Consider the following 24,826-nt stretch of genomic DNA (forward strand, 5'->3'; position numbering starts at 1 on the left):
TCTTGGAGCCAGTGCAAACCAATACTTAGAGCGTGCTTTTCATTTTCATCTGCTGCTGTTCTTTGACAGAGTTGTAAGAGTGCTTCATCCTTTTACCAGTCTCTCGGCATCATTTGCATCATTTTTTTCTCCTTTTAGTGATTTTATAAAATTGGGATTTCATCAGCATTTTCGGAATAAAAAAGCCTTATTTCATGCGTGTTTTTCGAGTCTTATTATTCAAAAACGCCTAATCGGTTGCTTTTTACCGAATCCATCATATTTCCAGCCTATCTTCCCTGTTCCTGAACAATTCGAGCAATCTTCAAAGGATAACCAGTCTAAATCGTTAAGGTCATCTCTTCAAGTTCCATTGCAGATTTCACACTCAGGAAGATCAATCAATAAGAAGTCATCCGAGTGTTCATACTCTTGTGCCATCTCATCAAAATGTCTTTTAAGAGCTTTCTTGGACTTGCGAGACAGTCTCTTCTTATCGAACTCATATCTCACAATCCATTTCCAGTGTTTATCTTCATATTCACGTATAGTTGACATATCATCTACCTTCCGTCTGTATGTATAATCTGTATCTAGAATTCAACTACAACTCTACCTTCCCCTACATTGAAGTAAGCAATATTCCCTGTATCAATCATATATTTTTCACTGAGGCGAATCGGAAGATGAATGTTTCCATCTTTATTCACTACAATACCTAAACCATTATTACTTTTAATCATAATTAGTTCATTATCTTTAATTCCTAATCTCACCTTGTCACCGTGACCAACATGAAGGATTTTTCTAACTGGTGCAGGAATAGTCAGTCTGTAGAAACCAGTGTTTGCTTTTTCCGTTATTGTTGCCTTATAAGTATTTTCTTTGTTGATCGTTAGCATTGTCATAATCTACACCAACACTTTATCGTTCAATTGATCATATGTATATTTCCGTTTCTCACTGACTTTTATGTATTCTTCATTGTTCATTGATAAACCGATTATATTATTATCTTTAATGACAAGCCTTAGATTGTGATAATGAATAACTTTCTCTGGATATGTTTGAATAACTGCTCCCAAGTAGGCAGCTCTTCTAATTTTATAATCCACCTCATACAACGACTCACATTTTGCTGTACTTCTCCAACAATATTTCATATACGTCTCTCTTACTACATGACTAACTTTTAACTCTTTAGTTTTCATAAAATTCCTCCACGGTTTTATTATCGATAATCCCATAAATACTCTCTACTTTTTCGTCAAATCGTCCCTGCTCGTATGCTAGATGATAATGTTCTGCTCTAATGCTCTTGAAAAAATCTGACCCACATTTTTTTCATTTCTCCAACACTCCTCCAGTAATATTTACGTAGTTACCATTGCGATAAATTTTAACTTGCTTTTCTCCATTCTCACGATACCGTTCAAGTTCTTCATATGTATTTTCAGTTGGCTTAAATTCCTTACCTTCCCATGTGTATCTGTCACCAATAATAAATGTAGTTGATGCTCTCTGACCGTTCTTCCAGCAAAGCGATAGAAGAATCTCGGCCTCTTTACTTAATTTCATATATGTATTGATCACCCTTTCAGCGATTGTATTAATATGGCCGTGTAGTTGAATTAAAAATGACTGAAGATTGGGACAAGAATATTATTAGATTTGCGACAATAATAGCACCAGACCATTCCAATAAATGTGTATCCCAGGAAACCAGTTAGGTTAAAATGCAGTGATGAAAATATCAAGGAACTGATTAAAGCAGCAATCCACCAGTTAAAGAATTTACTAATTACCTTTGTTAGATATTTTCTACAGATTAATTCTTCAAATACTGGGCTGAATAAAACTGCGTATATGTACATCATTGGTGTTCTTATCTCTGGTTGTGGGGCAATGTTTGTGATGATCGAAGTTGATAATGCTGTGAGTACATTGAATCCAATAATTGATATGCAGAATGAGTAAAAAATGTCACGGCTGCAGACTTATTGAGGCTCAATAGATCTAATAAATGTTTTTAGTTCTTACATACAGGATTGAGGCTAAAATTAGTGTTGGGACAATGTTGAGTAGAACTAGCAATTTATCTTATCGCTCCCTTTCTAAAGAAAAGACTCAGATGCTGGCTTAGCGCCTTATCTGAGTCTTATTATATATTATTATTGTTTGTTTGTATATAGTTATTTTTAGTTTGTTTTCTATTTCTCTTCAAAGTATGCAGTCAACCATTCATCGACCTCAATGATTTTTGATTTAATGCCTTCAGCCAATTCTGTGATTTCATACTGAGCGCCTTTTCCTGGTTTTCGCTTATTATAAAATTCAAGTAGAGTGCGAAGATTGCCTGTCAGTACAATGTTTGTAGTTGCTGCATTGGGTAAGATAGAACGACAGTCTTCAGCCGTCACTCCTCCTTTCCTCAAATCGTCATAACCGGATTGCAATCTCTTCATTAATGTTTCATATATTTCCCCCACTGTTTCTGTGTCGCCAAAATCATTGTAATTAACGACAACATCTTTATTCTTTTCAACGCTTGGAGGAGTTACATAAGCAAATCCCCCACTTCTATCTTCGCTTCCAAATCTAACATAGCGTTGACTCTGAATTGAAAAAGATAGATGTCTATGACGCGTTAATTGTCCCATAAGGGCACGGCTAACTCCTTCAATCGCAAAAGTATAGTTAAGGTGTTCAAGCGTACTACTGTGGCCTGATCCAGTGATATGGCGGAATAATCGGTCTGCCTCAGTCCCACTTTTACCATCGGTAGCTTTATTGCCAAAGTATTTATTACCCTCAAGAGAAAGGATTTCTGATGGAGGATTTGGCGAATAACAAGTACGAATAGCAGTTAGCGCTATTGCTGCACGTTCATTGTATTCAAACTGGATGTCGCTTTGAATTTGCTTTTTGAATGAATCTGATAGTTGTGTGTATGCAATAAGTTGGACGTTCATTCAATCTCTCCTTTTGATTTATTATGTGATAAACGTTGGAACAATCCACCGTCAATCCTCTGTTTTTTTAAATCTTTTACTACCCAATGCAATTTGCTGTTCAACCTCAGACAAAATCTTCGGTTCAGGAGCATGATCCTGTTCCCAGTTATCTGGTTTGATAACCTTTCCTACTTCATTGTAATGGGGTTTACCGTCAGGGAAAATCTTCCCTATGTTGGCTCGATGTACTGTATTAAAAATAGCATCAGGAATAATTCCTGTTTCAACAAAGCCCCCATTAGCAAAATAGAGGATATCTGTAAAAGCATCAATCTGACCAATCAGTTTGTACTCTGGAAAAGGCTTTGTAAGCTGCTTACCATAAGTCTTTTCAGCATTAGAAATTAACTCTGAGAAGAATTGAGCAAACCGCTCTTCATTACCTGCTGTAGCATAAAGCAGCTCAATAACCTCCTCCATAATGAATGATGCTCTGTTAACCGCTAGTTTGTCAGATAGTTCAGTTGGAACCTCTGGAGCAGGACAATTGAATGCCTCATGGAACTCCCTTACCTGTTCAAATTGTGTTTTGTTTTCATGAAATGGTTGTTTTATTTGGTTTGTCATATTTGATTGATTACTCCCTTTTTATGTTTATTAAGAGGGCTTTTTACTGCCCTCTTTTTTAAATGTGAATATATTATGCTTCACATGAGGAACATAGCTTATCTTTACTAAACTGTTGCGCTGCATTTGTACTGTGCTGATAATACAGCGTTTTAATCTTATTCTCCCACGCAAACAAATAGAGTTCATTAATTTGTTTAGCGGACATTTTCGGGTTAACTGTAATATTTAGAGACTGGCTCTGATCCAAAAACAACTGTCTAGTTGAAGCTTGGTCTAAAATTACATATTGATCAATTTCACTAAACGTTTTAAACACTTCTTTTTCATGATCACTTAAAAAGTCAAGGTGTTGTACAGACCCGTCATTATCTCGAATGCTATTCCATACTTCTTTCATGTCTTTGTCATATGTTTTCAGGACTTCTTTTAGATATGGATTTTGAATTGTTACTTTGATTTTAGCAATATCTTTAACATAACAATTAGACCAGATAGGTTCAATACTCTGTGAAACTTGACCCAGAATGAACGCAGAACTTGTGGTTGGCGCAATGGCCGTAAGGGTAGCATTCCGTCTTCCATATCCTTTTAATACTTCTGGTTCGCCATAAAGTGTCGCTAGTTTTCTTGATGCTTCATGCGATCTCTTTTGAATCAAACTGAAGATACGAGAATTCAATTTGGCTGCTTCTAGACTTTCAAATGGAATCATTTTTGATTGAAGGTAAGAATGCCATCCCAGCGCTCCTACTCCCAATGCACGATTAGCCTTTGCAAAGTTGTAGGTCTTCTCCATAAAATAAAATGCTAAGTTTTCTTCTCTGCTTTCAGAGTCACGCATCTTTTCTAGTTTGTTAATAAAGTCAGTCATTACTACATCCAAGAAGAATACCATAGTTTCAACTGCATCCGTATCTTTCCATTCATCATAATGAAGAATATTCATTGAAGATAAATTGCAAACGAACGACCATTCGTCATTACTTGGCAACATAACCTCGGAACAAAGGTTGCTCGCATAAATCTTCAACTCCTTGTCTTTGTATACATCAACGGTATTATTGTTTACTGCATCATCAAAGAAAATATATGGGTAGCCAATCTCAACGCGTCTCTGAATAACCTTTGCCCATAAAGCACGTTTTTCGGGGTCTCCTGCCACCATTGCATTCATCCATTTATCTGTCACAATTACTCCATGCGTCAACTCTTGAATGGGGTCGCCTTCGGTTCCGATTTTCAAAAATTCTTCAATGTCTGGATGATCAATAGGTAGATAAGGTGCAAATCTCCCTCTTCTTGTACTTCCTTGGCTAACGACATCCATAGTAGATTCAAACAACTTCATGAAATGGACTGCGCCAGAGGATTCTCCATTATCTTTGATTGGTGCTCCTCGATGGCGAAGATTGCCGAAATATCCAGATGTCCCTCCACCAAATTTACTCATCATTCCAACTTCAGATGTTGTATATAGAATATCTCCCATATTATCCGAGAGGTAAGAACCAAAGCAACTAATAGGCAAGCCTTTGTCAATTCCAAAATTGGCCCATACCGGAGAAGAGAGTGAATAATATCCCCTTTCCATATAGCCGTAAAATTTATCAGCAAACCCTTCAATATCAAGAATCTTCTCAGCCGTATTTGCAATTGTACGAATACGCTGTTCTGCTGTAACTCCTTCTGTTAGATAACCCCGAGACAAGAAATTTTTACTGTTTTCATTTAACCACTTCATATTTTATCAATCCCATCTTTTTATGTATTAGAATAAGTCGTCTCCAGTAATGCTACGTGTACGCTTTGTATAATTGATTTGACGTTTTACAAAAAAGTCACCATGTTTAGTCCCAATTATCTCGTCATCAAACCAATCAGTATCATCTACCAATTTCTCACTAACATCAAAGACAGGCTTATATCCGATACTTTTCAAAGAGTTGTTAAGGCGATTCTTAACAAATTCTTTAACGATTTCTTTTGGTAAAAAACTTAATTCTCCTGATTCGTAGATCCAATCTATTACCATTTCTTCGGAGTCAAAAGCATCAAGGCATGCTTGATAAACTGCACTCTCAAATTGCTTATCGAACCATTCAGGATGCTCTCTTTGAATAATGTTGATAAGTTCAATTCCAAATAGTCCATGAACCTGCTCCTCTTTTGAGGTAGCTTCAATCACATTAGACATACCTTTAAAGATATTTCTATATTTATTAAACGACATGATAATCAGAAATTGAGAAAATAATGATACGTGCTCAATAAACAATGAAAATAGTAGGATGGACAAGGCATAATCTTTATCATTACCGGTTCGAGCCAATTGAGCGGATTTTGTTAAATAGTCTACGCGCTGACTAAGAGCTGGAATCTCTTTGATTTTCTCGAATTCCTCATTCAATCCTAATATTTCAAGTAGGTGTGAATATGCGTCATGATGACGAACTTCGCTTTCTGCGAATGTATGTCCCACCGCACCAATCTCTGGTTTCGGAAGACGATGGTATATATCTCCCCAAAACGTCTTAACTGCAACCTCAACTTGTGCAATGGCAAGCATTACATTTTTGATTGCATTTCTCTCATTGTTGCTTACGCTAAATTTGAAATCATGAATGTCCGAAGTGTAGTTGAATTCAGTATGAAGCCAGTACGAATGCTGTATTGCTTCTTTGTACTCTATGAGTTCGGGATATTCATATGGCTTCAAATTTAAACGGTATTTGAAAATATCGGGCTTTCTTGCCTGTGTTCGTTTTTCACGATAAATAATGTATGCTTTCGCCGTAATTTTATATTCTGATTTTAGCAAGACCATTTCTACTAAATCTTGCACATTCTCAACGGTCAATTCATCGTACTCATTAAGTTTTATTAATTCTAAGACACCCTGAGTCAGTCTTTTTGCTTCTGGTATATCAAATTCTCCTGTTTGAATTCCTGCTCTTTTAATAGCATTCGTGATCTTATCTGCGTTGAAATCGACTCTCGTTCCATTGCGTTTCGTAATCAAATTTTGCAACCTAATTTTTCTTCCTTTCTCTCTATTGTTTAAAATTCCCCATCCGTCCACCCATTAATTTAATTTGCAAACAAAACTGCTTTATTCTCTGATAAGCTACTTTGAATATCGATAATGCGTTGATTGGTCGAGCCACGCCATTTAAGGTTTAAATCACGCTTGGAAAGTTCAAACCGTCCATCAATCAATACATCGCAATACGACAATAACTCTTTCATTAACTTGTTTTGGGTTATCTCTTCAAATGTATAACCAGACCAAATCCAAATATTTTTCTTCTCGCATTCAGCCTTTATTCTTTTTACCAATGGAAGCAAACCATCTACATTTTGTAGAGGTTCCCCACCCAGGATTGAAAGGCCAGAAATTTTAACATAATCAATATTTAAATCTTCAATAATTCTATCTTCAAATTCTTCTGTAAATGGCGTTCCATAATTAAAGTTCCAAATTGAAGCATTAAAACATCCTTTACAGTGATGAGAGCAACCTGATGTGTATAGTGAATGCCTTAATCCCAGACCATTTATTACGTCAAAACGTTTATAATCGGCAATGTTCATTGATGCTTAATCCTTGAGATGACCTCATGCTGCTTTCCCTTGTTGAAGGGACGTTGCGAAGGTTCCGAGAGATAGCCGCAACATCTACGAATAACTGAAGAAGTTTTCGGGTTCCCATTACCACAATTAGGACACTCAAACCCTGTTACTGTTGCTGCAAATTCTCCTTCAAATCCACACTCAAGGCATTTATCTACTGGCGTGTTTGTTCCAAAGTAAGGAACTCTTTCATAAGCAAAGTCCCATACAGCTTCAAGCGCTTCAGGATTCTTTACTAATGCATCAAACTCACAATAAGTTATAAAGCCCCCACTTGCATACTTTGGATATTCTTGCTCGAATTCAATCTTTTCAAATGGTGTTGCTTTTTTGTTTACATCCAGATGAAACGAATTTGTGTAATATCCCTTATCTGTGATTCCGTCAATTACGCCAAACTGCTCTCCATCCAATTTGCAGAAGCGATAGCAAAGGCTTTCTGCCGGAGTCGAATAAAGACTAAAACCATAGCCAGTTTCACTTTTCCATTCTTCAGCTTTATTACTTAGGTATTTAACTATGTTTATACCTTTTTGTCTGAGGACAAGATCATCAAAAATGTGCTTCCCGAACAGTGAAAGTACAGTCTCATGCACTCCAATATAACCAAGCGAAATACTTGACCTTCCATTCTCAAGCAAACGATCAATTGTATCTTCTGCTTGAAGTCTTGCTCCTGTTGCACCCTCCATATAGAGAATTGGTGCTACTTTTGCTTTTACTCCTTTAAGTCGTTCAATTCGATACATCAGAGCTTCCTTACATACCTCAAGCATTTCATCTAAGAGCTTATAAAATTTCGAATCCGATCCGTCCGCCTTAATAGCGAGTCGTGGCAGATTAATTGTGGTTACGCCCATATTAAAGCGTCCATCATGAATTTCTTTTTCATCTTCTATGTATTTACCAAGAAAACTTCTGCATCCCATAGGGTTCTTAAATGACCCAGTTACCTCTTTAACCTTTGGTACGGAAAGAATGTCTGGATACATGCGCAATGTGCTGCACCGAATAGCTAACTTCTTAATATCATAGTTTGGATCTTCAGGTTTGAGATTAACTCCTTCTTCAAGAGCGAAAATAAGCTTCGGAAACACCGGAGTCTTACCCTCTTTACCCAAACCCCTGATCCGGTTCTTAAGAATAGCTATTTGGATTTGACGCTCTTCCCAAGATGTCCCTCTACCGAATCCAAAAGTTGAAAAGGGAGTCTGTCCATTAGCTGAAACCAATGTATTAATTTCATATTCTAGTGACTGAAAAGCATCTAGAGTTTCTTTCTCAGTAAGTCTTAAAGCATAGTCATAGCATCTTGGAAAGCGACTCGCAATATCAAGATTATCTACTGAAATATTGAGAGCATTGATAAGATCTGCTTCGGCGCTATACAACCATTCCATACCAGTCTTAAAGTGTTTTTCAAACGACTTGCTGACATATGGTGCTAATACCTTGTCAATCTCGTTGATTGTATTACCACCATAAATATGACTTGATACCTGAGCAATTATCTGTGCTGTTACTGCCGCTGCGGTTGTAATAGATTTGGGTGTTTCAATTTGTGCATTTCCTAACTTAAATCCATTCTCCAACATCTCTCTAAGGTCAATTAACATACAGTTGTAAGATGGGAAATATGGAGAGTAATCTTGGTCGTGTTGATGGATGTCTCCGTTATTATGTGCTTCTACAACTCGCTTAGGGATCATATAGGCTTGAGCAAAATCCTTAGCCATAATTCCGGCCAACAAGTCCCGTTGAGTAGGAATTGTCTGACTATCCTTATTAGAGTTTTCACTCATAACTTCTGTATTTGTGCGATCCAAAAGCCCTTGCACCTTCTTATCAAGAGCACTTCGTTCTCTTCGCTTAAGGCTTCGTACTTCTCTATAACCTATGTATTCAATCGCTACATCTTTTCTTTTGCTCAACATAAGAGCTGTAATTACTTCATCTTGAATATGTTCGATATCGACTGTTTCTAAATCATTTATTCTATGTATAACTCTATCTGTTACTTTGTTTAAGACTTCTCCGTCAACACCTTTTTCTGTTCTCATCATCGTATTTGATATTGCCTGAACTATTTTCAGTTTATTAAATTCAACCTGTGTTCCATCTCTTTTTGTTACTAGCGTAGTTATCATCTCCTGTTGATATTCACTTCCCATGAAAGACTTGTTTTATTAGTCATCGCCATCATTCATAAATCTGTACAATTCAGCTAGGAATCTGTCTCCGGCATACTCAGATATCTTTCCATCCAATAAATAGTTCAATGTTTCCCAAAGTGCAGATTTAAAATCAGAGTTATCATTAAAGTATAGCGTTGAAACGATTGTGTTAATTGCTTCATATTCTCTGTTTAAAGGCTCATTAAGTAAATAATTCTTGATGTCTTCGTTCAATTTTTCACCTCCTCTCAAAAGTCATGACATCAAATTCTCTCCAAGCATCATTCCAATACTTTTCATCCATTTCATCGAACCTTCTGAATTCCTTTGCTCCAATGACATCTCTGAGTTTTCTTTTTACATAAACATCTTCGTGTAATTGTATTTCTTCTTTTGTTCCAATCACATCTTTAAATGTTTCATAAATTGCTCCAGCTAAGCTTATGTATGTTTTCAACTTGTCTTTCTAACTCCTCCCCATTCTCCAATTTCATACCCATTGGGCAAATCTACAACTTCCCACCCTTTATAAATGTTTTCCAAGCGATCTCCCAACGTTTTACCGAAAGCACCACTCTCTTCATCGTAGAAATGAACTGAGCCACCAAACATTGAATACTCTAATGTACCCAACGTTCCATCATTTTTATTTCTTAATACAGCAATATCAATTCAACTACAATTTATATATAATTATTTTTAGTTATTTATACTATGTCAACAAGTTTCATAGTCTATCCTTAATATATTATCTTTCCCGAAATATGGGTTACTTAAGGCAATAAAGATAGAGTTCCCCGATTCATCTGTGACTGGGACGATATTGTCAAATTGACGAAAATAATCTTCCCTTTTCATATCTTTAAATTCAACTGGTCGCCACTTTCCGTCAATGAGTTTTTGTGTCGTTCTAACTATTGTCTCCATTGCTAAATGAATACTTCTCCGTTCTTTCTATAATTTAATTAATTTCTAAAATGAAAAGAAGATCATCTCATCTATTATTTTTCTGTTGGAACACTATTTATTGCAGATATTAGAAAAGCACAGCCGACTACAAAATAATCCGGCTGAACTCCAACGATCAATAATATTAGCATTACTAACCAAAACAAAGATAAAAACCATCCAAGTGTTTTCATATAATACTCCTTTCTTGATCAAAGGTACATTTTACGGTGTATTGATTCTGACCGAGATTACTTTTTTCCAATCGTACAAATCAACAGTTGCTACTGCTTTTTTCTCTAGTTCTTCATCTGATAAGCCTTCATTGATTGGATCATCACACAAGTTATCACAGGCATTCTCAACCAAGGTATCTTCGTCTACAGATCGAATATAGAGCCGTTCATCATCATTCCAGATTTCCTCAACTGATGACTTTCCAAAGCTACCCAACCACCACATAAATCCATCATCTGCAACAATTTCAGACATATTTTATTTCTTCCTTCAACATTTCATCGTCAGTAATTCCCTCGTAATACAATTCTGGATCAAGTTCAACCTCCCGAGTGATTGTTACTGTAATTAAAGCTTTCTTCATAATTTCACCTCAAGTTTATCTTTGATAAAACCACTATTTCATTGATTCAATGTCAACCTTTCCGGTCTCATCAAAAACGTCAAAGTATTCGCCACTGTAGTTGAACGTACTCTCCCTTAGTGCAAGAATTTTTTTAAGTGTCTTGCATTGATAGACCTTCATGCCTTGATATTTTTCATTCAATCCTTTAAATGTGCCTCGATAGAAACGTGAAAAGTCATGGTGTTTGTAGATAGCCCTTTCCTCGCTCATGAACCTTCTTTCTGGTATAACTGAACCATCGTTCTTAGTAATCTCAGGAATATTTTTTTCTTCTGGTTCCTTACGTAAATAATACATAATTCCATCCTTTCTTCACTCTTGATAAATCTTGTATTTTATTTATCTCAGTACCAACGCTTTTCTTCTTCGTTACTTATGACAACAAAACATTAGCGCGTATTATTTTATAAGGTCTTTTTCCTATAAACAATGAAAGAAAATATCCTACACAATCATTTATAGAATTACCTTTATATCTGTAAGTACAGCCAGTTGTTAAATCCTCAATCTCAACCTCTACTTTTACTGGTTCACTAACGATCATATTTTCTCACCTTTCTTTATAAAAAAGTTCTTTTATTATATTTATTTTACACTTCTCTAAAATCTTCGATGAACAGTTGATTTGTTTTCTCAACTTGATATCGCTTCATCTGTCTATCGTACCTTTTGTATTCATTAACATTCAACGCACCGATTGCTTCGATATCTGCGAATACCGGAATAGAATCATGGAATTCTTCTTCTGCTTTAAACTTCATGAGTATTAGTGAGTCACAATCTATTTTAATTGTGTTGCCTAATGCCCCCATACGTCTTTTGTCAGAGATAAACAATCCCTTAATTAGAAACTTTCCATCTTTAAATCCGCTTCCTGTGACACGGTAAAAGTCAGCTATGTATTTAATAAACTTTTCATCAATCTCATTGACGTGAAACTCCAAATCAAAGAACAGAGAATCATCAAAGGTATGGTTTTCCAGTTCTTCATTTAGTTCATTCTGTAGATTGTCCATATTAGAAATCTCTACACCAGTTCCTCCTGCCCCCTGATGACCTGCAGCGAAAGTAGGATACTTGCATTGAGTCAATAAATCTAGCATTGGAAATTCATCTACACTACGAAAGCTTCCTGCATAAGTACCTTCATCTGTTCCATTACCAAGCACTATGGCTGGCTTATTGTAGAATTTAGATAAATCTTGTGCAACAAGACCATTAAATCCTTTTCCGATAGAAGGATCATGCACTATTATGCAATTGTTCTCAGAATTAATTATTGGCTTCAGCCTTCTTAATGCTTTAGACTGAATCTCTTTTCTTTTCTCATTAACCTTAATGAGTTCTTTAACCAGTTTCGGGATCTCTGGACATTCTTTATCACACATTAGTAAATCAATTGCTAACTGGATGTTATTTGCTCTTGTGGCTGCTGTAATCGCAGGAGATACACCATAAATAAAATCATTTGCATAAAGGTTTTTAATCTCTTTATTTAACGCTGTAAACAATGCTTTCAGACCTTCGTGTCTCACATTCTTCAAAGCATTCTTGAAGAAATATCTGTTCTCCATTTCTCTCATCGACATCATATCGGCCGCCAAAGAGAATCCTGCAAGATCCACGAAGTCATTTGAATAATAAGTGGTCATATAATCATCAAGAACAGTACATAGTTTCCAGACCAGGAGTCCACCTGAGCTATTCTTATTAGGATATAAACATCCCTCTTGTTGCGGGTTAACGATTGTCGCAAAAGGATTCTCGTTCATTATCGTATGATGATCAATTATTAAACAATCGATGCCATTTTCACTTAATTGCTTCATTTCATTTATGTCATTACTGCTACTATCCACCGCTATGTATAAATTAATGTCTTCCGGTATTTGACTAATAATATACTGAGTTCCATGTCCGCTACTTCGCTCAACATAACGCAATTGAAGATTGTTGTTAAAATTCAATAAGTATTTATAAAGGATGATTCCTGAGCAAAGTCCGTCCATGTCGGCATCGCCATAAATGAATATCTTTTCATTGTTTTTGATTGCTTTAATGATTCTTTCTGCGACCAAATCAATGTTCTTCAATAGATATGGACTATGAACTACATTGCTCAATGGATTCAAGAATGCATCTATATCTTTAATTCCGTTAATTTTGGCTAACTTAGCATACAAATTATCTTTTTCGTCATATGGGATAATTGGTATTTTCTTTTTCCAGGCGACGATGTATAATCACCCTTTCTATGTATTTATCGAATTGCTATTCTGAATTTTTCAGGTAATGTAATATTGTCATTGTTATTCATTGCTGCCATAAATTTATACGTCAATGCTTTGCTTTCGCGTCCGGTAAGTTTGTCGATGATTCTGATATTTACTTTTCTGTTCAAATCTATCACTCTCCAACGGATTAGTTGAGTTCCAGGTTAACCAACAGCTCTGCTTTTTCATCATCTTTTAGTGTGATCCATAAGTCCGACAACTCACTCCAAACCATAATAAACTCTTTCATTCGACCATCCTTATGGTAAATGTAAATTCCCACATCTTTTAATGTTTGCTCAACGGCATTCATATCCACTACCTCGTTCACCTCCTCATTCTGATGAAAGATAAGTTTTATGGCATTTAAATATATCTGTAATTGGCTCTCAGAAGAAACTTAGAAGTATTCTCATCTACCCGATATTGTATTGAGGCAAATGCCTTCTCGACTTGATTAGGTGCTTCTTCTTCCCCATACAGTTCTTGTGTAGACACAAAGATCTTGCTTCCGTCCCAAACTGTAACCAAGTAGCCATTGTTCATTGAAACAACATTACTATCTAAGACATGATTTTTGCCTTTCTATACATAAATTAAATTCTTAATTGACTCAAATATCTTCACACTCATTGTATAAGGTTTCGTCAATAACATTCTGACACTCCCTTCTCATAAAAGTATGTATTTATTAAAAGTTTTTAATAATGACTGAACCAGACATATTCTTATCGAGTACTAAAACCTCTGTAACTTGAAGTTTGTTAATGACTTCGGTTACTCCGACCCACTCTTTTCCATAAAAAGTCCCATTTCTATCTTTATATACATAGTAAATTCCACTATCAAGTTTAAAGAACACTGTATTAGCTTTTTCAATACATTTTCTTGTGGTCATATTTTCATCCATTAATTTGCACTCTCCCTTATCTTTTAATAAAATACTATTCTTTCGTGTGGTTATATCTATAGTCTAATACCGTATTCTTTCCAGAAGTGTTGCTCTATTTCTTCGTATTCCTCTGGAGATATGTCTTGATACTCAAGAAAATCATTTAATGAATACATAGATGCTTTCTTCATAAGGGCATACATAAAATCATTTAATTTTGTGGGTTTATTCATTCACTTATATCCTCCTGTTCCTCAATTTCAATGGCCTTGTATGAACAACCCAATCTTTCAGCATAAAAACTAGCCTCTGACTTGCTAAAATGTTCAGCATTTTTTGGATCATCGATGACGCTACATTCTCTGCTGCTTAAGTCAAGACTATCAACATATTGACTCTCATTAAAATACAAAACGTAAACTGTAACTGCCATTATTTAACCTCCATTCATGATCAAACTCTTATTTCATGGTCTATTCAATAAATCTGTCATATCAATACAATAATTATTCTTCAAAGCGTAGTTTACCACCACCATTGAATCATAAATCAGTCTTGCTTCATCATCTGTCAATTTACCATTTGGGTATTCTTCATAATACAAACTCCACAATTTATTCTTTAAAACGGATAGATCGATTTTCATTTGATTAACCTCCAGATAAAACTATTCTTCATCATTAATCATCGTAATCAGTATCATCAACCACTAAGAAATCTGTATTACAAGTTGGACATTTACATAGGTAAGGGGATTCATCGTAAAATCTAAATTGATTTCCTTCACCGCAGTTTGTACAGTGATAATATCCCTGTGACCAACCGAGATGTGACTTTTCAGGATTTTTACAATTTACAGCATACACTGTGTAAGGCTCGGCGCTCTCGTAAGGTGGGGTATAAGTAACTTTAGTTAACGTATTCATGCTCAATTTTCACTTCTGTTTATTTTTATGTATCAATCAAACCAGTTAAAATCATCTGTAATCACAACGACTCCACATAACACCAGGATAATGATAATAACAATCGTCCAGAATGTTCCCAATGCCTCACATCCCTTCAGATTCAAGTGTCAGATAATCCACTTTCCTCTGTGAAATGGGTAGGTAATGCCCCATACCATTAACAAAAGCAGAATCCGTATAACCAAGATAATTTCTTCGAACCAATTTCCTTTCATTCCCCACATATTTATCACCTCCATTGTTCATCATTACTTCACGAAATTCTAATTTGATTAGCACTCTCGCTGCTCAAGTTTCTTAATTTGCTCTTCCTCGTATTGGATCATACCTTTGGCAATCTTCACTAAACGTTTGCGATATTCTAGATGTGTCGAATCATCATTTCCCCAACCGATAGTATCCATTGAGTTCTGGTATGAAATAAACAATCTTGGATCATCGGCATGATTTGATTTTGCTACGATTACGTTATTGCAATGGTTTCCAACACCAAATGAATTAACATTGTTGATTTCAGTAGATCCTAAAAATCTTCGATTTCCATTCATTCCTTCACCAATCTTATCTACAAATTCTTTTGGATTATCTTTGATTTGACTAAACCCATCATTCAGAATAGTAATTGTTGTCATATATCCCATTTTTAATTCCCCTTTTTATGAGTTGATAATACACAAATTTTATCTCCTTTCCTTTTACGCTCAATATGTAAAATATCTAAATTAATCCTCCTCTATGGGAGATCTCACATCCATGATTAGGATTGGTTAAATCACGCAAACATTCATCAATATCCGTCTGTCTCATGTAATCGTAGGGATTAAATATCATGTTGTTGCGATTTCGCTTTCCCTTCCGCCAGTCAATGATCGTATAAAGACAAGTGTGCTGAAGATTAAACGGTTTAGTACAAATTGAGAAAATTTCGTTCGATGCTTTGACTATGTATGGTCGCTTTTCTGATTCAAACCAAACCTTATCTCCAGGTTCCAACGCTTTAAACGGTGCTGCATTCATTCTTAGGTCTCCATTCTGGTTTTGATTGATAAAATACTTCTACAAACTCAGCAAGCACCTCATTCAAGCCCTCTCTTTTCAGCAACTCAATACTCTGAATTTGGTCGGCAGTTCCACAAAACATTTCCCAATTCTCATACAAATCAACTTCGTAGTAAGAAATTCTATCAGGAGTTTCAAGCTCTTTGCATCCATAGAATCTCTCTAAAACCTTAATTACATCTTCTTGATCCATGCCAAATGACTCTTCAATCTCAGAGCATTCATACTGAATGAAGGCCACAATTACATCGAATGTATCAAGTGTATATGGCGCTGACACCCAATACTTTCTCGGTTCGTTATCATATGTGTGAGTCAAACAATAAAGGTGATTCTTACTCGTCTCAAGCTTTTTCTTCTTTGATACCTTTTCTACTATCTGTACTGAAGTCTTTGACAATCAAGTCATCTCCCTTAATTTTGATGCAATCCATCTTTGATTATAAAAGTAGAGGTCATGTGTAGTTTTCAACAAAACCTCTATCCATTTATCAGCAATACCTTCGGTGTGAAGCTATGTATTATTTTTATATTGCTGTTGTTTTAGTTATTTTTTCTTTAATGTATACATTTCTGTCCTACACATATTAAATGCTCCGAAGAATGGCTTTCCAACATCGTTTATTACGTACGCCTCACCATTAAGAAAGTCTGAAGGATTATCATTGTAGTACATCCTCTCAACCTTATATATCTTTCCTGTCGTAACATCCCCTCCCTGGAACAGTATCTTAATAATTTTGACGTATTCTGCTTCTTCCTCTATTTCTGTAGCTTCAAATTCTTGGGTGCTTATTTCAATTTGAGAATTATGCAAGGGTACATCTCCTCTCGGTTACATCATTATATTAATATCTTTAGTTTATTAAGTCAATGCTTATTTTTAGTTTATATAAACTTATATATTTACCTCTAATTTGAAGAAGTTAAACGTTGGCAACTATTGAGTAAATATCTATGACAAAAAGAGGCTTTAAGGGCCCCTCACTCATTAATAATCCCGTTCCATAAAGCAAAGCTTTTGCCAGCATCATTAATCTTATTGTTAAATTGTCTTGTCAGTTCTGATATTTCCTCATATTTTTTCACAATGTCCTTTGCGATACTAACGAAATCAAAATCCCAATCTTTTAGATCATAAGTATCCACCCTCACCTTTTCAAACCTAATCTTATTTTTGTTTAATTTCTTTTCTTGAAACAGAACAACTGAATAATATGATAAGATACTATATGATTCTTCGATATCTACTCTATATTTTCCATATTCCGAAGCTACCGGATATTTTGTTAATATAAAAATCACTTCCTCTCAATTCTGACCTGATAAAACCTATATTTCATCAATTATGTATCTTAAATCTGCATTCATTATAGAACTGCTTAAAAGTATCTTCACCACGATCTGTAGGACTCTCTTTGTCTCTATACAAGTTCTTACTGTCCCATAGAGCATAAACATTTCTTGTCTTGCCAAACTTAGCAGCTTGCTTCTTTACTGCTTCAATTGATTTGTCTTTATCTAAAGCTATAACCGTGTTTATATCGCTGCCAAGCCCTTTAATCATGTATACTTGCCACTCACTTAGGTCGTCTCCGCTTATAGCTACACAATTCCGAAAACCATATTGACTGCTTAACCAGCATGTTTTTTCGCCCTCGTAAATAATCACCTCCTTGGTCTCAAGGATGTAGAATAATGCACGATGCCAATTGTAAAGTTCAATCATTTTGTTGAAATTAATGAGATACATGAACTTGTAAATGTCCAGCTCCTCATAATTATCAAATATTGTTCTACCCTTTATAGAGACAATCTCCCCGAAACTATTATGGATCGGGAAGATAATTCTTTGGCTCTTAAGGTCATACCCTATTTGGAATTCACCTTGTGTCTGGTATGCAATTCCCTCATCAATATAGACCTGATGTGGCATCATTATGTATTGATCTAACACTTCGTCTTCGTAAATTTGATTTTCAACATTCTCAAGATTACGTTTCTTTTTTCTCTGTTTCTTGACCTCTCTAAGCCATTTAAGATGATCGTTAGTGGGCATTGGAGTATACGATCCATTTATGAACTCCGCATACCCCAATTTTTCACATATCCATCGTTTGGCTTTTGGTAAGTCATTTCGTCTTTCTTCTTCAGAATACCTATCAAAAACTATGTATGATACTAGCCCATAGATATCTATATCTGATTCACCCAATGTTCGGATACGGCTAGATAGTGATTCATTGAGATAAACTTGAACAGATCGTTTATTTGGAGACTCAAATTTAAAAGGTAATTGCGCTTCATATCGATTGTTTTTTTTATCAACATACTCACAACCCATTAGATCAAGAAGTTCTCCTACTTTACCATCTTCCAGGATCTTATCTTTAATTAATTTTAAATCATTGTTACTCATTTAAGCTCCCCCATAGGAGTATTTACAACTGTGTATTAAAACTGAGAATTTGACTTCTTGCCCATCTGGGCGTATGCAACTTCCTTGAATGAATTTATGCCATAGTTTACTTCAAAAATGATTTGCTCGGAGGTATCACCTGAACGGTTCTTGTTAATGAAGAGAATCAAATATGTTTTTTCAGAATCGAGTTTATATTCTTCTTTTTTCCACTTGCCATCAAAATCATCAATCTTCCAGTTGTATGTAAACAGCGCTTCTTTACGTCCTGGAAACTCATCTGCGAAAATCAATCTGCCCATTAGAACAGTAGAGGCAACTTCAACAATTTCAAGTGACTTTCCAATCGCGCTCATATCAAGGTAGCGGTATTCCTTACCAATCTTCAATTGTACGGTTGCAAGCATGCCTACATTATTGGCTTCTGCTTTTATGCAGTCAAAGATGGCTTGAGCATCGTTACTAAACGCCTCCCACCTAGCCATGTCAGCCGATGAGGAAGCTTTGAAAGTATCTAGTCCGGCATATCCATACCCAAGTGGACGCATCATCTGTATTCGGCTTATAACGTCTTCTGCACGGTACTTCTTCAGGTCATAGAACTTAATAATATCTTTAGGTTTCTTCTCAACCCATTCTTTTGCTGCGTTTAATTTGTCTAGCGTCGTTTGATCAAAATTGCCCTCGATTAATTTTTCACGATTCACTGGTTTATGTAGAATTTTAGATGAAATTGTTGCCAGCATGAGGTTTCGTGCTTTCCACACATTCTCCTCGTTGGCATACATCATGCCCTTTTCATCATTCTCAAGTAAGGCCATAATGAATTTCTCCATAAAAATCGAACTTTTTCCAATTCCCGAACTTAAGATTAAATATATCAATTCGCCTTTGCGCCAACCTTTAATCTTCTTACTAAGTCTAGGTGAGTCATGAAGTGGCAATCCCATTGCCTCACCTTCGTTCATCTTGTCAATTGCTGTTCCAAGATCGTCAGTGAGATTGTATTCAACCACTTCTCCGCAGTTGATATGTGAGAAAATAGAACTTGTTTTAAACTGAAAAAATGATTGCAATTGTTTCAATGTCATTTTTGTTAATTTAATAACTAAATCTTTCTTGGTTACATCGATCAAACTTTCACTTTGAAACTTACGCAAACTTTCGTATTTCTGAATTTCAGAAAAATGATATTCGTCATTCCCTTTATCTCTTCTACATTCTTCCTTAATCTCTTCAATAGAGTTGTAACCACCGTATTGATTGTAGTACTCAAAATAAGATTTTCTTCCTGTTTCAATTGGGCGTGAGGTTAGAAATGAATATGCTGTAGTATCGTCTAAGGTTCTGATGCCATTTTGATACATTTCTTTTCCGATATAGTAAAAAAACCACCATATAGGCTCAGTAAAAGTATCTTTAGTAATCTCATGATTTCTGTATTTCTCATAAAGCGCTGGTGAACTCCATAAATATCCGACAAACAAAGATTCATGTATCTTGGATGGTGTTACAAATTCGTCTATATAGTTGATAAATAAATCCCCCTATAGAAAAGCACTAATGTCTAATTCATCAGTATTTTTATTTTTACTTTTTATCATTTCCGTATTCAAGCTCTTATCTTGATTGGACACTTTAGTTCTTTCAAGGTGTTCTCGATGATATTCTTTCTTTTTTCGTCTTGTAAAAGCATCGTTCAACTTATCAATCATAATACTGATCCCATAATTGATAGCTCTTGTGTCATTGCTTCCATCTAGCTTATTATTAATACACCTTTTAATACTGTCTTCAGCCAATTTATATGCCTCAATCATCAGTGCGTAATCTGGCCCTGTTCTATACCGTCTTTCCCTCTTACCGTATCTAGTATCAAACCCAGCCCTAAGGTCCTTTAACCGCGTAATGTTACCTTTTGGAAGAACAATACCATCATGCAATTTGATTATGTATTGATAGAGGTCATCCCACTGTTGAACTTCTACCCTGGTAGCCTCTTTCTCTTTTTTCCACTTATCATGACAGAATTCCTTATGATAATACCGTTTATCCTCCTCTCTGATCATATTCTCCTTCTTACCGTATTGACTACAAATTGGACACTTCAATAAACGTTCAGCCAACATATCACCTCCTTCAGATAACGAATTTCTCAAATATAGGCAAACGCAGCATACCACTCTTGTAATAACCTCTATGTTTCACAAGACAGCGCATTAGTGGTTCACAATACAAATAATCTTTAGTTTCTTTAGTCAAGTATTTTCTCATCATTTCATAACCAGCAATTCTTTCATTCTGATTCGGCCCGTACTCCATTATTGCCATCAGATAGTAACCATCCACTCTTGCCCTTACTGTATCCTGCCAAATAAAATTGATCCATCTCATAAGCAATTACCTTTTGCCACTTACCGCTTTTCTTACCTATCTCATATTTAGACTCAGCTTGTTTTAAAACAACTCCTTCAAGCCCTTGTTTTTGAGTAGCCTTAAAGTACTCGATACCTATCCCCTGCCAATATACTGACTTAGAGTAGTATTCATTAGGTTCAAAAGCGTCTTCAAGTATCTTTTTGCGCTCGGTTAATGTTAGACCAGTAACGTCCCTACCTTTGTATTTAATAATATCAAATACAACAACATGAGACTTGTTCTTACTCTTCCTGGATTTGAATCTCTCCATGGCTGCTTTAAGATCTGGTTTACCATCTTCACCAAGTACAATCAACTCTGAATCGAGAATTGTTCCTTCGGGTACTGGAAACGACTCAATCAATTCTGGATAGTTGGCAGTAATCTCATTTTCATGGCGAGTGTATAATCTTGGTCGTTCTATATATGAGGGAATTAATCTGATCCCATCAAACTTTAATTCTGTAATCCATTTGTCGCTATTAAATGGTTTATTATCCTCCGCATATTTTAAAAGCATTGGAGATACAAACATATTTATCACCCACTTAATAGTATATCAGTTGCGTATACACTATTTTAGAGGTAAGTTATGTATCTATTGAATAACAAATTTAAAAGGAACACCCTCGTCACCATTAATGTTGCATTTTTTTTGAATCAACCTTGAAATATAAATTTTGTACTTTCCCATACTTTAAAGATCTAATATAGTCTATGGAGGTTGAAGAAAGAGTTGAATAGATGAAAAACCAATTCCTCACAGAAAAGAAAATTCAATGGGCAATGCACCATTTTTCTCAGTCGAGAATAGAATAAACTACAAATATCACGCAAAGGAGTGTATTAATTAATGTATTCAACTAATTATTATTCACATCAAAATCAATACCCTAATTCTTACAGCCCACAAGATCAGGAAAACAGGGTGGCTCGAAGAGTTGAGCTGGGAAGAGGTTCATCAGAACCATATGAAGACCTTGGTCATGGATTTTTCTCCTTTAAGTGGATAAATCGAAAGATTGGTACTAATGAAACAGTAACTTACTTTTTAAATTCTGAAGGAATGAATGTCATAAGTGCTGGATACGCAATCGCAGGAGAAGAGCGCGCATTCGCGTTAGAAAGTTATCCGCGTTCAAAAGAACAATGGGTAATTACAGTGATGAACCCGTCAGCGCAAAGAGACATACAGTTATTTCTAATCGCAAAACTTAAATAGTTAATTGATTCAACTCGCCGATCACAATCTAATGGTCGGCTAATTTCATTCTCTAAACTCGTCTCATCTTCTTACTCCTTTAACATCTTTATAAAATACCTCATTTATAAACTGCGTACAAATTTAGATCCGTGTATTTTCTTTTTCTCTTTTCTAATACCACATAAGTAATTTTAACTCCTTTTTTTTGGAATTCATCAGTAAAATCCGTAAAATTGTGGTTCGTACCTATTACTCCTTTATCCATATCTGAACTAATTGCAATGAATCCTTCACTAGTTCCAAACCTTTTTAGCTCCACATCTTTTGCTTGAGCGAATATAACGTCTTTATATTTTTGAGATTGCTTCAGCTCTGCCATTTGGTTTTCAATGTACTTTCTAAGTATCATATTTTCTCCTTTTTCTTGATAAATCGAGGGATTTAATTGGTTTCATTGTTGGACTTAATCGCCGTCATCCAGGCTTTAAAATATTCAATGACTGCCTCTGCGTCTTGAATAGAAAGAGTTTCGCCATATTGGGAAGTTTCGGCTTGAAATATTTTTGCGCATGGATCGGATTGCAATATTTTTCTAGTTTCGTCAACATTCCCATACATTAATTTTAATTTCATTTATCATTAGCCTCCTTATTCAACTTCTCTCCCATACTCAACAACAAATCTCTAAAATGATTAAAGTCTCCGTTATTTGACTATCCGCTTGAATATGTATATGTTCTAGGCTTAGTTAGATTATGTCCTTGATATTCTATGTATCGCTTTGCTTCATCAAGGATAAAGAAGAATGCCACTGGCTCGTAATTGTCTTGCAACCAAGCTGCAGCACTAAAATTAATCCGATATGCTTTGAAATAGTCATCATAATTCATAACAAAAATCTCTTCTTCTAAGTCTCCGTCTGAATTCTTAAGTTCAATTGTTTTGTACTCTAATTCTTTAAAGGGTACAATTTTTATATCAGGCTCTTTCCCTCTACCGTCATACCATTCTTGTACAGCTTTTACTTCTGAATCAAGCCAATTGTCATAATCGGTATCAGTTGTAAAAATTAATGGAAGGTCGTCATAATAATCGACAAAATCCTCATGATATGGAATATGGCGTGGCCGATAAGTTTCGACTGCATGAATAGCGTTTACAGTACACACATTATCGTCTGCTCCTGGATACTGCTTCTCGGCAAATTCCTTTAAGAATTTCTCCTGCTGTTCTGTCAATTCAAATTCCAATTTTGTCAAATAATCATCTCCACATAATTATTTTCATTTCTTATAAAACTGAGATTTTATCTTATTAATCCTGGGACCACGCTTCGTATTCTTCCTTCGGAACTTCACGCAATATGTATGCTTTCTTAGTTAGAATTCCATAGCTTGAATTCTTAGAATGGAACGAATCAAACGGAATATATGCTTCCAAGAGAACTCCGTTATTTCGATAGAAAGACTTCAGAATTTCACCTTTTTCGTTAAAGTAAAGGTAATTGTCTTCTTTAGGTTTTGCTGCACTATCAACTTTGTACTCAAATTCTTTATCCCAGTGACTCATGTACTTACCATTAACTTTATTCACAAACTTATAGAACTTTCTACCTTCAATAAAATCTCTTGCTTCAATTTCAATTGTCTCTTTAGGACTATAGTCAATCTCTTTCAGGGTTCCGTTTCTGGTGACTCTATATGTATTTTCATTGATTTGAACAATCTTAACTGGCTGCTTTTGAATTCGTTGAATAACTTCATCGATATCTTTAAATTCAACTTTCTTAGGTTCGATAAAATACTCATCACTTAGAGTAATATCTGAGATTTTATCAAGGATTAGATCTATGGAGAATTCTTCACCTTCTTTAAGTTGGATCAGCTTGTCGTAGTTAACTCCATACATTCCCCCAAGATGATTCTTCAGCTCTTCGACAGTTTTAATCTTCATATCCATACATTTCAATGCAACCCTCAGAAACTCAGGCTTAGATATGTTATAGCCTTTCTCCTTATACTTATGTACACGCAACAGCGAAACAACAGGAAAGTCCGTATTCTTATTGAACTTTAGAATTCTCTGAGAGTTATGTTTCAAGAAGTCATCGTGTAAAATAAATTCCTCAGTTTGAAAATCAAATGCTCCCATACATACCGTATAATCAAAGCTTTCAAATATATTTTCGGCCTTCTCATAATATTTGAAATGGATAAATTGAACCTCAGTGTCAGCAACACGTACAAGCAATGCTTTTTCAGTTAGTGCATTAATCCAATCTCCACTATCTTCCCAAACTGCTTCAATAATTTCAGTTAGAGAGTCTTCGTTTCTAAAATACACATCAATATCATTTATTTCTCTGTTACTGAACAGGCTACTGATTGTTCCTCCGGCAATAAAAACCTTCTGTTCCTTAAATACATTGACCAAATGCTGCCCCAAGTAATTGTAAAGTTTATTCTTTTCAAATTGATAATTCAAATAATCATCCTCCTATGTATTTTGTTACACCTTTAGAATACCATGTTTATTTTGTAATGTATATAGTTATTTTTGGTTTTGTAATCTTTTTTATTGTATTAAAGTAGTGTTCGGTCACCTATTACAAGCGTCGGTAAATCCTTTCAATTTT

Annotated in this window: 35 protein-coding genes; 1 reads left to right on the forward strand and 34 read right to left on the reverse strand. The window is 35.3% G+C overall.

Annotated features, from left to right (window positions below; genetic code table 11):
• Positions 1 to 572: 572 nt before the first annotated feature.
• From MHI42_RS05730 to MHI42_RS05875, 30 genes are all read right to left on the reverse strand, one after another.
• Positions 573 to 881, reverse strand: coding sequence for a hypothetical protein (locus tag MHI42_RS05730; RefSeq protein WP_342423075.1), 309 nt, complete (start codon positions 879 to 881; stop codon positions 573 to 575).
• Positions 882 to 890: 9 nt separating this feature from the next.
• Entirely contained in the window at positions 891 to 1,190 is a 300-nt protein-coding gene (locus tag MHI42_RS05735) for a hypothetical protein (RefSeq protein ID WP_342423076.1), read from the reverse strand.
• A 133-nt stretch (positions 1,191 to 1,323) separates the two neighbouring features.
• Complete coding sequence (locus MHI42_RS05740) at positions 1,324 to 1,557, reverse strand: hypothetical protein (protein ID WP_342423077.1); 234 nt, start codon at positions 1,555 to 1,557, stop codon at positions 1,324 to 1,326.
• Between the two features lie 632 nt (positions 1,558 to 2,189).
• Complete coding sequence (thyX, locus tag MHI42_RS05745; protein WP_342423078.1) at positions 2,190 to 2,951, reverse strand: FAD-dependent thymidylate synthase; 762 nt, start codon at positions 2,949 to 2,951, stop codon at positions 2,190 to 2,192.
• A gap of 51 nt (positions 2,952 to 3,002) precedes the next feature.
• Complete coding sequence (locus tag MHI42_RS05750; protein ID WP_342423079.1) at positions 3,003 to 3,560, reverse strand: HAD family hydrolase; 558 nt, start codon at positions 3,558 to 3,560, stop codon at positions 3,003 to 3,005.
• A 73-nt stretch (positions 3,561 to 3,633) separates the two neighbouring features.
• Entirely contained in the window at positions 3,634 to 5,304 is a 1,671-nt protein-coding gene (locus tag MHI42_RS05755; RefSeq protein ID WP_342423080.1) for a ribonucleoside-diphosphate reductase subunit alpha, read from the reverse strand.
• Between the two features lie 27 nt (positions 5,305 to 5,331).
• Positions 5,332 to 6,642 (reverse strand): ribonucleotide-diphosphate reductase subunit beta, encoded by a 1,311-nt coding sequence (locus tag MHI42_RS05760; protein ID WP_342423081.1) that lies wholly within the window; start codon positions 6,640 to 6,642, stop codon positions 5,332 to 5,334.
• 8 nt (positions 6,643 to 6,650) lie between these two features.
• Positions 6,651 to 7,154, reverse strand: a complete 504-nt coding sequence (nrdG, locus tag MHI42_RS05765) for an anaerobic ribonucleoside-triphosphate reductase activating protein (RefSeq protein WP_342423082.1) — start codon at positions 7,152 to 7,154, stop codon at positions 6,651 to 6,653.
• Positions 7,151 to 9,364, reverse strand: a complete 2,214-nt coding sequence (nrdD, locus tag MHI42_RS05770) for an anaerobic ribonucleoside-triphosphate reductase (RefSeq protein ID WP_342423083.1) — start codon at positions 9,362 to 9,364, stop codon at positions 7,151 to 7,153. The genes nrdG and nrdD overlap by 4 nt, the downstream gene beginning before the upstream one ends.
• 15 nt (positions 9,365 to 9,379) lie before the next feature.
• Positions 9,380 to 9,601 (reverse strand): hypothetical protein, encoded by a 222-nt coding sequence (locus MHI42_RS05775; RefSeq protein ID WP_342423084.1) that lies wholly within the window; start codon positions 9,599 to 9,601, stop codon positions 9,380 to 9,382.
• Between the two features lie 4 nt (positions 9,602 to 9,605).
• A complete protein-coding gene (locus MHI42_RS05780) occupies positions 9,606 to 9,824 on the reverse strand; it encodes a hypothetical protein (protein WP_342423085.1) in 219 nt (72 codons plus the stop codon).
• The gene (locus MHI42_RS05785) at positions 9,821 to 10,000 is read right to left on the reverse strand and encodes a hypothetical protein (protein WP_342423086.1); all 180 of its coding nucleotides are present in this window, start codon (positions 9,998 to 10,000) and stop codon (positions 9,821 to 9,823) included. Before MHI42_RS05785 ends, MHI42_RS05780 begins: the two co-directional genes overlap by 4 nt.
• Positions 10,001 to 10,368: 368 nt before the next feature.
• Positions 10,369 to 10,509 (reverse strand): hypothetical protein, encoded by a 141-nt coding sequence (locus MHI42_RS05790; RefSeq protein WP_342423087.1) that lies wholly within the window; start codon positions 10,507 to 10,509, stop codon positions 10,369 to 10,371.
• A 31-nt stretch (positions 10,510 to 10,540) separates the two neighbouring features.
• Positions 10,541 to 10,807 (reverse strand): hypothetical protein, encoded by a 267-nt coding sequence (locus tag MHI42_RS05795; protein ID WP_342423088.1) that lies wholly within the window; start codon positions 10,805 to 10,807, stop codon positions 10,541 to 10,543.
• Positions 10,808 to 10,949: 142 nt separating this feature from the next.
• Positions 10,950 to 11,255, reverse strand: a complete 306-nt coding sequence (locus tag MHI42_RS05800; RefSeq protein WP_342423089.1) for a hypothetical protein — start codon at positions 11,253 to 11,255, stop codon at positions 10,950 to 10,952.
• Positions 11,256 to 11,331: 76 nt separating this feature from the next.
• On the reverse strand, positions 11,332 to 11,502 hold the full coding sequence (locus MHI42_RS05805) for a hypothetical protein (protein WP_342423090.1): 171 nt from the start codon (positions 11,500 to 11,502) through the stop codon (positions 11,332 to 11,334).
• A gap of 46 nt (positions 11,503 to 11,548) precedes the next feature.
• Positions 11,549 to 13,141 (reverse strand): DHH family phosphoesterase, encoded by a 1,593-nt coding sequence (locus MHI42_RS05810; RefSeq protein ID WP_342423091.1) that lies wholly within the window; start codon positions 13,139 to 13,141, stop codon positions 11,549 to 11,551.
• Between the two features lie 238 nt (positions 13,142 to 13,379).
• On the reverse strand, positions 13,380 to 13,550 hold the full coding sequence (locus MHI42_RS05815) for a hypothetical protein (RefSeq protein ID WP_342423092.1): 171 nt from the start codon (positions 13,548 to 13,550) through the stop codon (positions 13,380 to 13,382).
• A gap of 372 nt (positions 13,551 to 13,922) precedes the next feature.
• A complete protein-coding gene (locus MHI42_RS05820; protein ID WP_342423093.1) occupies positions 13,923 to 14,141 on the reverse strand; it encodes a hypothetical protein in 219 nt (72 codons plus the stop codon).
• Positions 14,142 to 14,197: 56 nt separating this feature from the next.
• Positions 14,198 to 14,356, reverse strand: a complete 159-nt coding sequence (locus MHI42_RS05825) for a hypothetical protein (RefSeq protein ID WP_342423094.1) — start codon at positions 14,354 to 14,356, stop codon at positions 14,198 to 14,200.
• Positions 14,353 to 14,556 carry a hypothetical protein gene (locus MHI42_RS05830; protein ID WP_342423095.1) on the reverse strand — a complete coding sequence of 68 codons (204 nt, stop codon included), beginning with the start codon at positions 14,554 to 14,556 and terminating at the stop codon, positions 14,353 to 14,355. The genes MHI42_RS05825 and MHI42_RS05830 overlap by 4 nt, the downstream gene beginning before the upstream one ends.
• 33 nt (positions 14,557 to 14,589) lie before the next feature.
• Entirely contained in the window at positions 14,590 to 14,769 is a 180-nt protein-coding gene (locus tag MHI42_RS05835) for a hypothetical protein (protein ID WP_342423096.1), read from the reverse strand.
• A 594-nt stretch (positions 14,770 to 15,363) separates the two neighbouring features.
• Positions 15,364 to 15,732: a hypothetical protein gene (locus MHI42_RS05840; protein WP_342423097.1), complete on the reverse strand. Its 369-nt coding sequence runs from the start codon at positions 15,730 to 15,732 to the stop codon at positions 15,364 to 15,366.
• A gap of 356 nt (positions 15,733 to 16,088) precedes the next feature.
• A complete protein-coding gene (locus MHI42_RS05845; RefSeq protein WP_342423098.1) occupies positions 16,089 to 16,550 on the reverse strand; it encodes a hypothetical protein in 462 nt (153 codons plus the stop codon).
• Between the two features lie 147 nt (positions 16,551 to 16,697).
• Entirely contained in the window at positions 16,698 to 16,967 is a 270-nt protein-coding gene (locus MHI42_RS05850; RefSeq protein ID WP_342423099.1) for a hypothetical protein, read from the reverse strand.
• 167 nt (positions 16,968 to 17,134) lie between these two features.
• Positions 17,135 to 17,455, reverse strand: coding sequence for a hypothetical protein (locus MHI42_RS05855; RefSeq protein ID WP_342423100.1), 321 nt, complete (start codon positions 17,453 to 17,455; stop codon positions 17,135 to 17,137).
• A gap of 37 nt (positions 17,456 to 17,492) precedes the next feature.
• Complete coding sequence (locus tag MHI42_RS05860; protein ID WP_342423101.1) at positions 17,493 to 18,569, reverse strand: DNA primase; 1,077 nt, start codon at positions 18,567 to 18,569, stop codon at positions 17,493 to 17,495.
• A gap of 35 nt (positions 18,570 to 18,604) precedes the next feature.
• On the reverse strand, positions 18,605 to 20,056 hold the full coding sequence (locus MHI42_RS05865; RefSeq protein WP_342423102.1) for a replication protein: 1,452 nt from the start codon (positions 20,054 to 20,056) through the stop codon (positions 18,605 to 18,607).
• A gap of 60 nt (positions 20,057 to 20,116) precedes the next feature.
• A complete protein-coding gene (locus MHI42_RS05870; protein ID WP_342423103.1) occupies positions 20,117 to 20,698 on the reverse strand; it encodes a hypothetical protein in 582 nt (193 codons plus the stop codon).
• A gap of 167 nt (positions 20,699 to 20,865) precedes the next feature.
• Positions 20,866 to 21,507 carry a DNA ligase gene (locus MHI42_RS05875; RefSeq protein WP_342423104.1) on the reverse strand — a complete coding sequence of 214 codons (642 nt, stop codon included), beginning with the start codon at positions 21,505 to 21,507 and terminating at the stop codon, positions 20,866 to 20,868.
• A 333-nt stretch (positions 21,508 to 21,840) separates the two neighbouring features.
• Here MHI42_RS05875 and MHI42_RS05880 point away from each other — a divergent pair, with 333 nt between their 5' ends.
• Complete coding sequence (locus MHI42_RS05880; RefSeq protein ID WP_342423105.1) at positions 21,841 to 22,209, forward strand: hypothetical protein; 369 nt, start codon at positions 21,841 to 21,843, stop codon at positions 22,207 to 22,209.
• 100 nt (positions 22,210 to 22,309) lie between these two features.
• Here MHI42_RS05880 and MHI42_RS05885 read toward each other — a convergent pair whose 3' ends face one another.
• The 4 genes from MHI42_RS05885 to MHI42_RS05900 form a co-directional block, all read right to left on the reverse strand.
• Positions 22,310 to 22,600, reverse strand: coding sequence for a hypothetical protein (locus tag MHI42_RS05885; protein WP_342423106.1), 291 nt, complete (start codon positions 22,598 to 22,600; stop codon positions 22,310 to 22,312).
• Positions 22,601 to 22,632: 32 nt separating this feature from the next.
• Positions 22,633 to 22,824 (reverse strand): hypothetical protein, encoded by a 192-nt coding sequence (locus tag MHI42_RS05890; protein WP_342423107.1) that lies wholly within the window; start codon positions 22,822 to 22,824, stop codon positions 22,633 to 22,635.
• 80 nt (positions 22,825 to 22,904) lie between these two features.
• A complete protein-coding gene (locus MHI42_RS05895; RefSeq protein WP_342423108.1) occupies positions 22,905 to 23,450 on the reverse strand; it encodes a hypothetical protein in 546 nt (181 codons plus the stop codon).
• A gap of 55 nt (positions 23,451 to 23,505) precedes the next feature.
• Positions 23,506 to 24,675, reverse strand: coding sequence for a hypothetical protein (locus MHI42_RS05900; RefSeq protein ID WP_342423109.1), 1,170 nt, complete (start codon positions 24,673 to 24,675; stop codon positions 23,506 to 23,508).
• Between the last annotated feature and the right edge of the window lie 151 nt (positions 24,676 to 24,826).

The sequence above is a fragment of the Paenibacillus sp. FSL E2-0178 genome (genome assembly GCF_038593005.1).
GTDB lineage: Bacteria > Bacillota > Bacilli > Paenibacillales > Paenibacillaceae > Paenibacillus_AQ > Paenibacillus_AQ phytohabitans.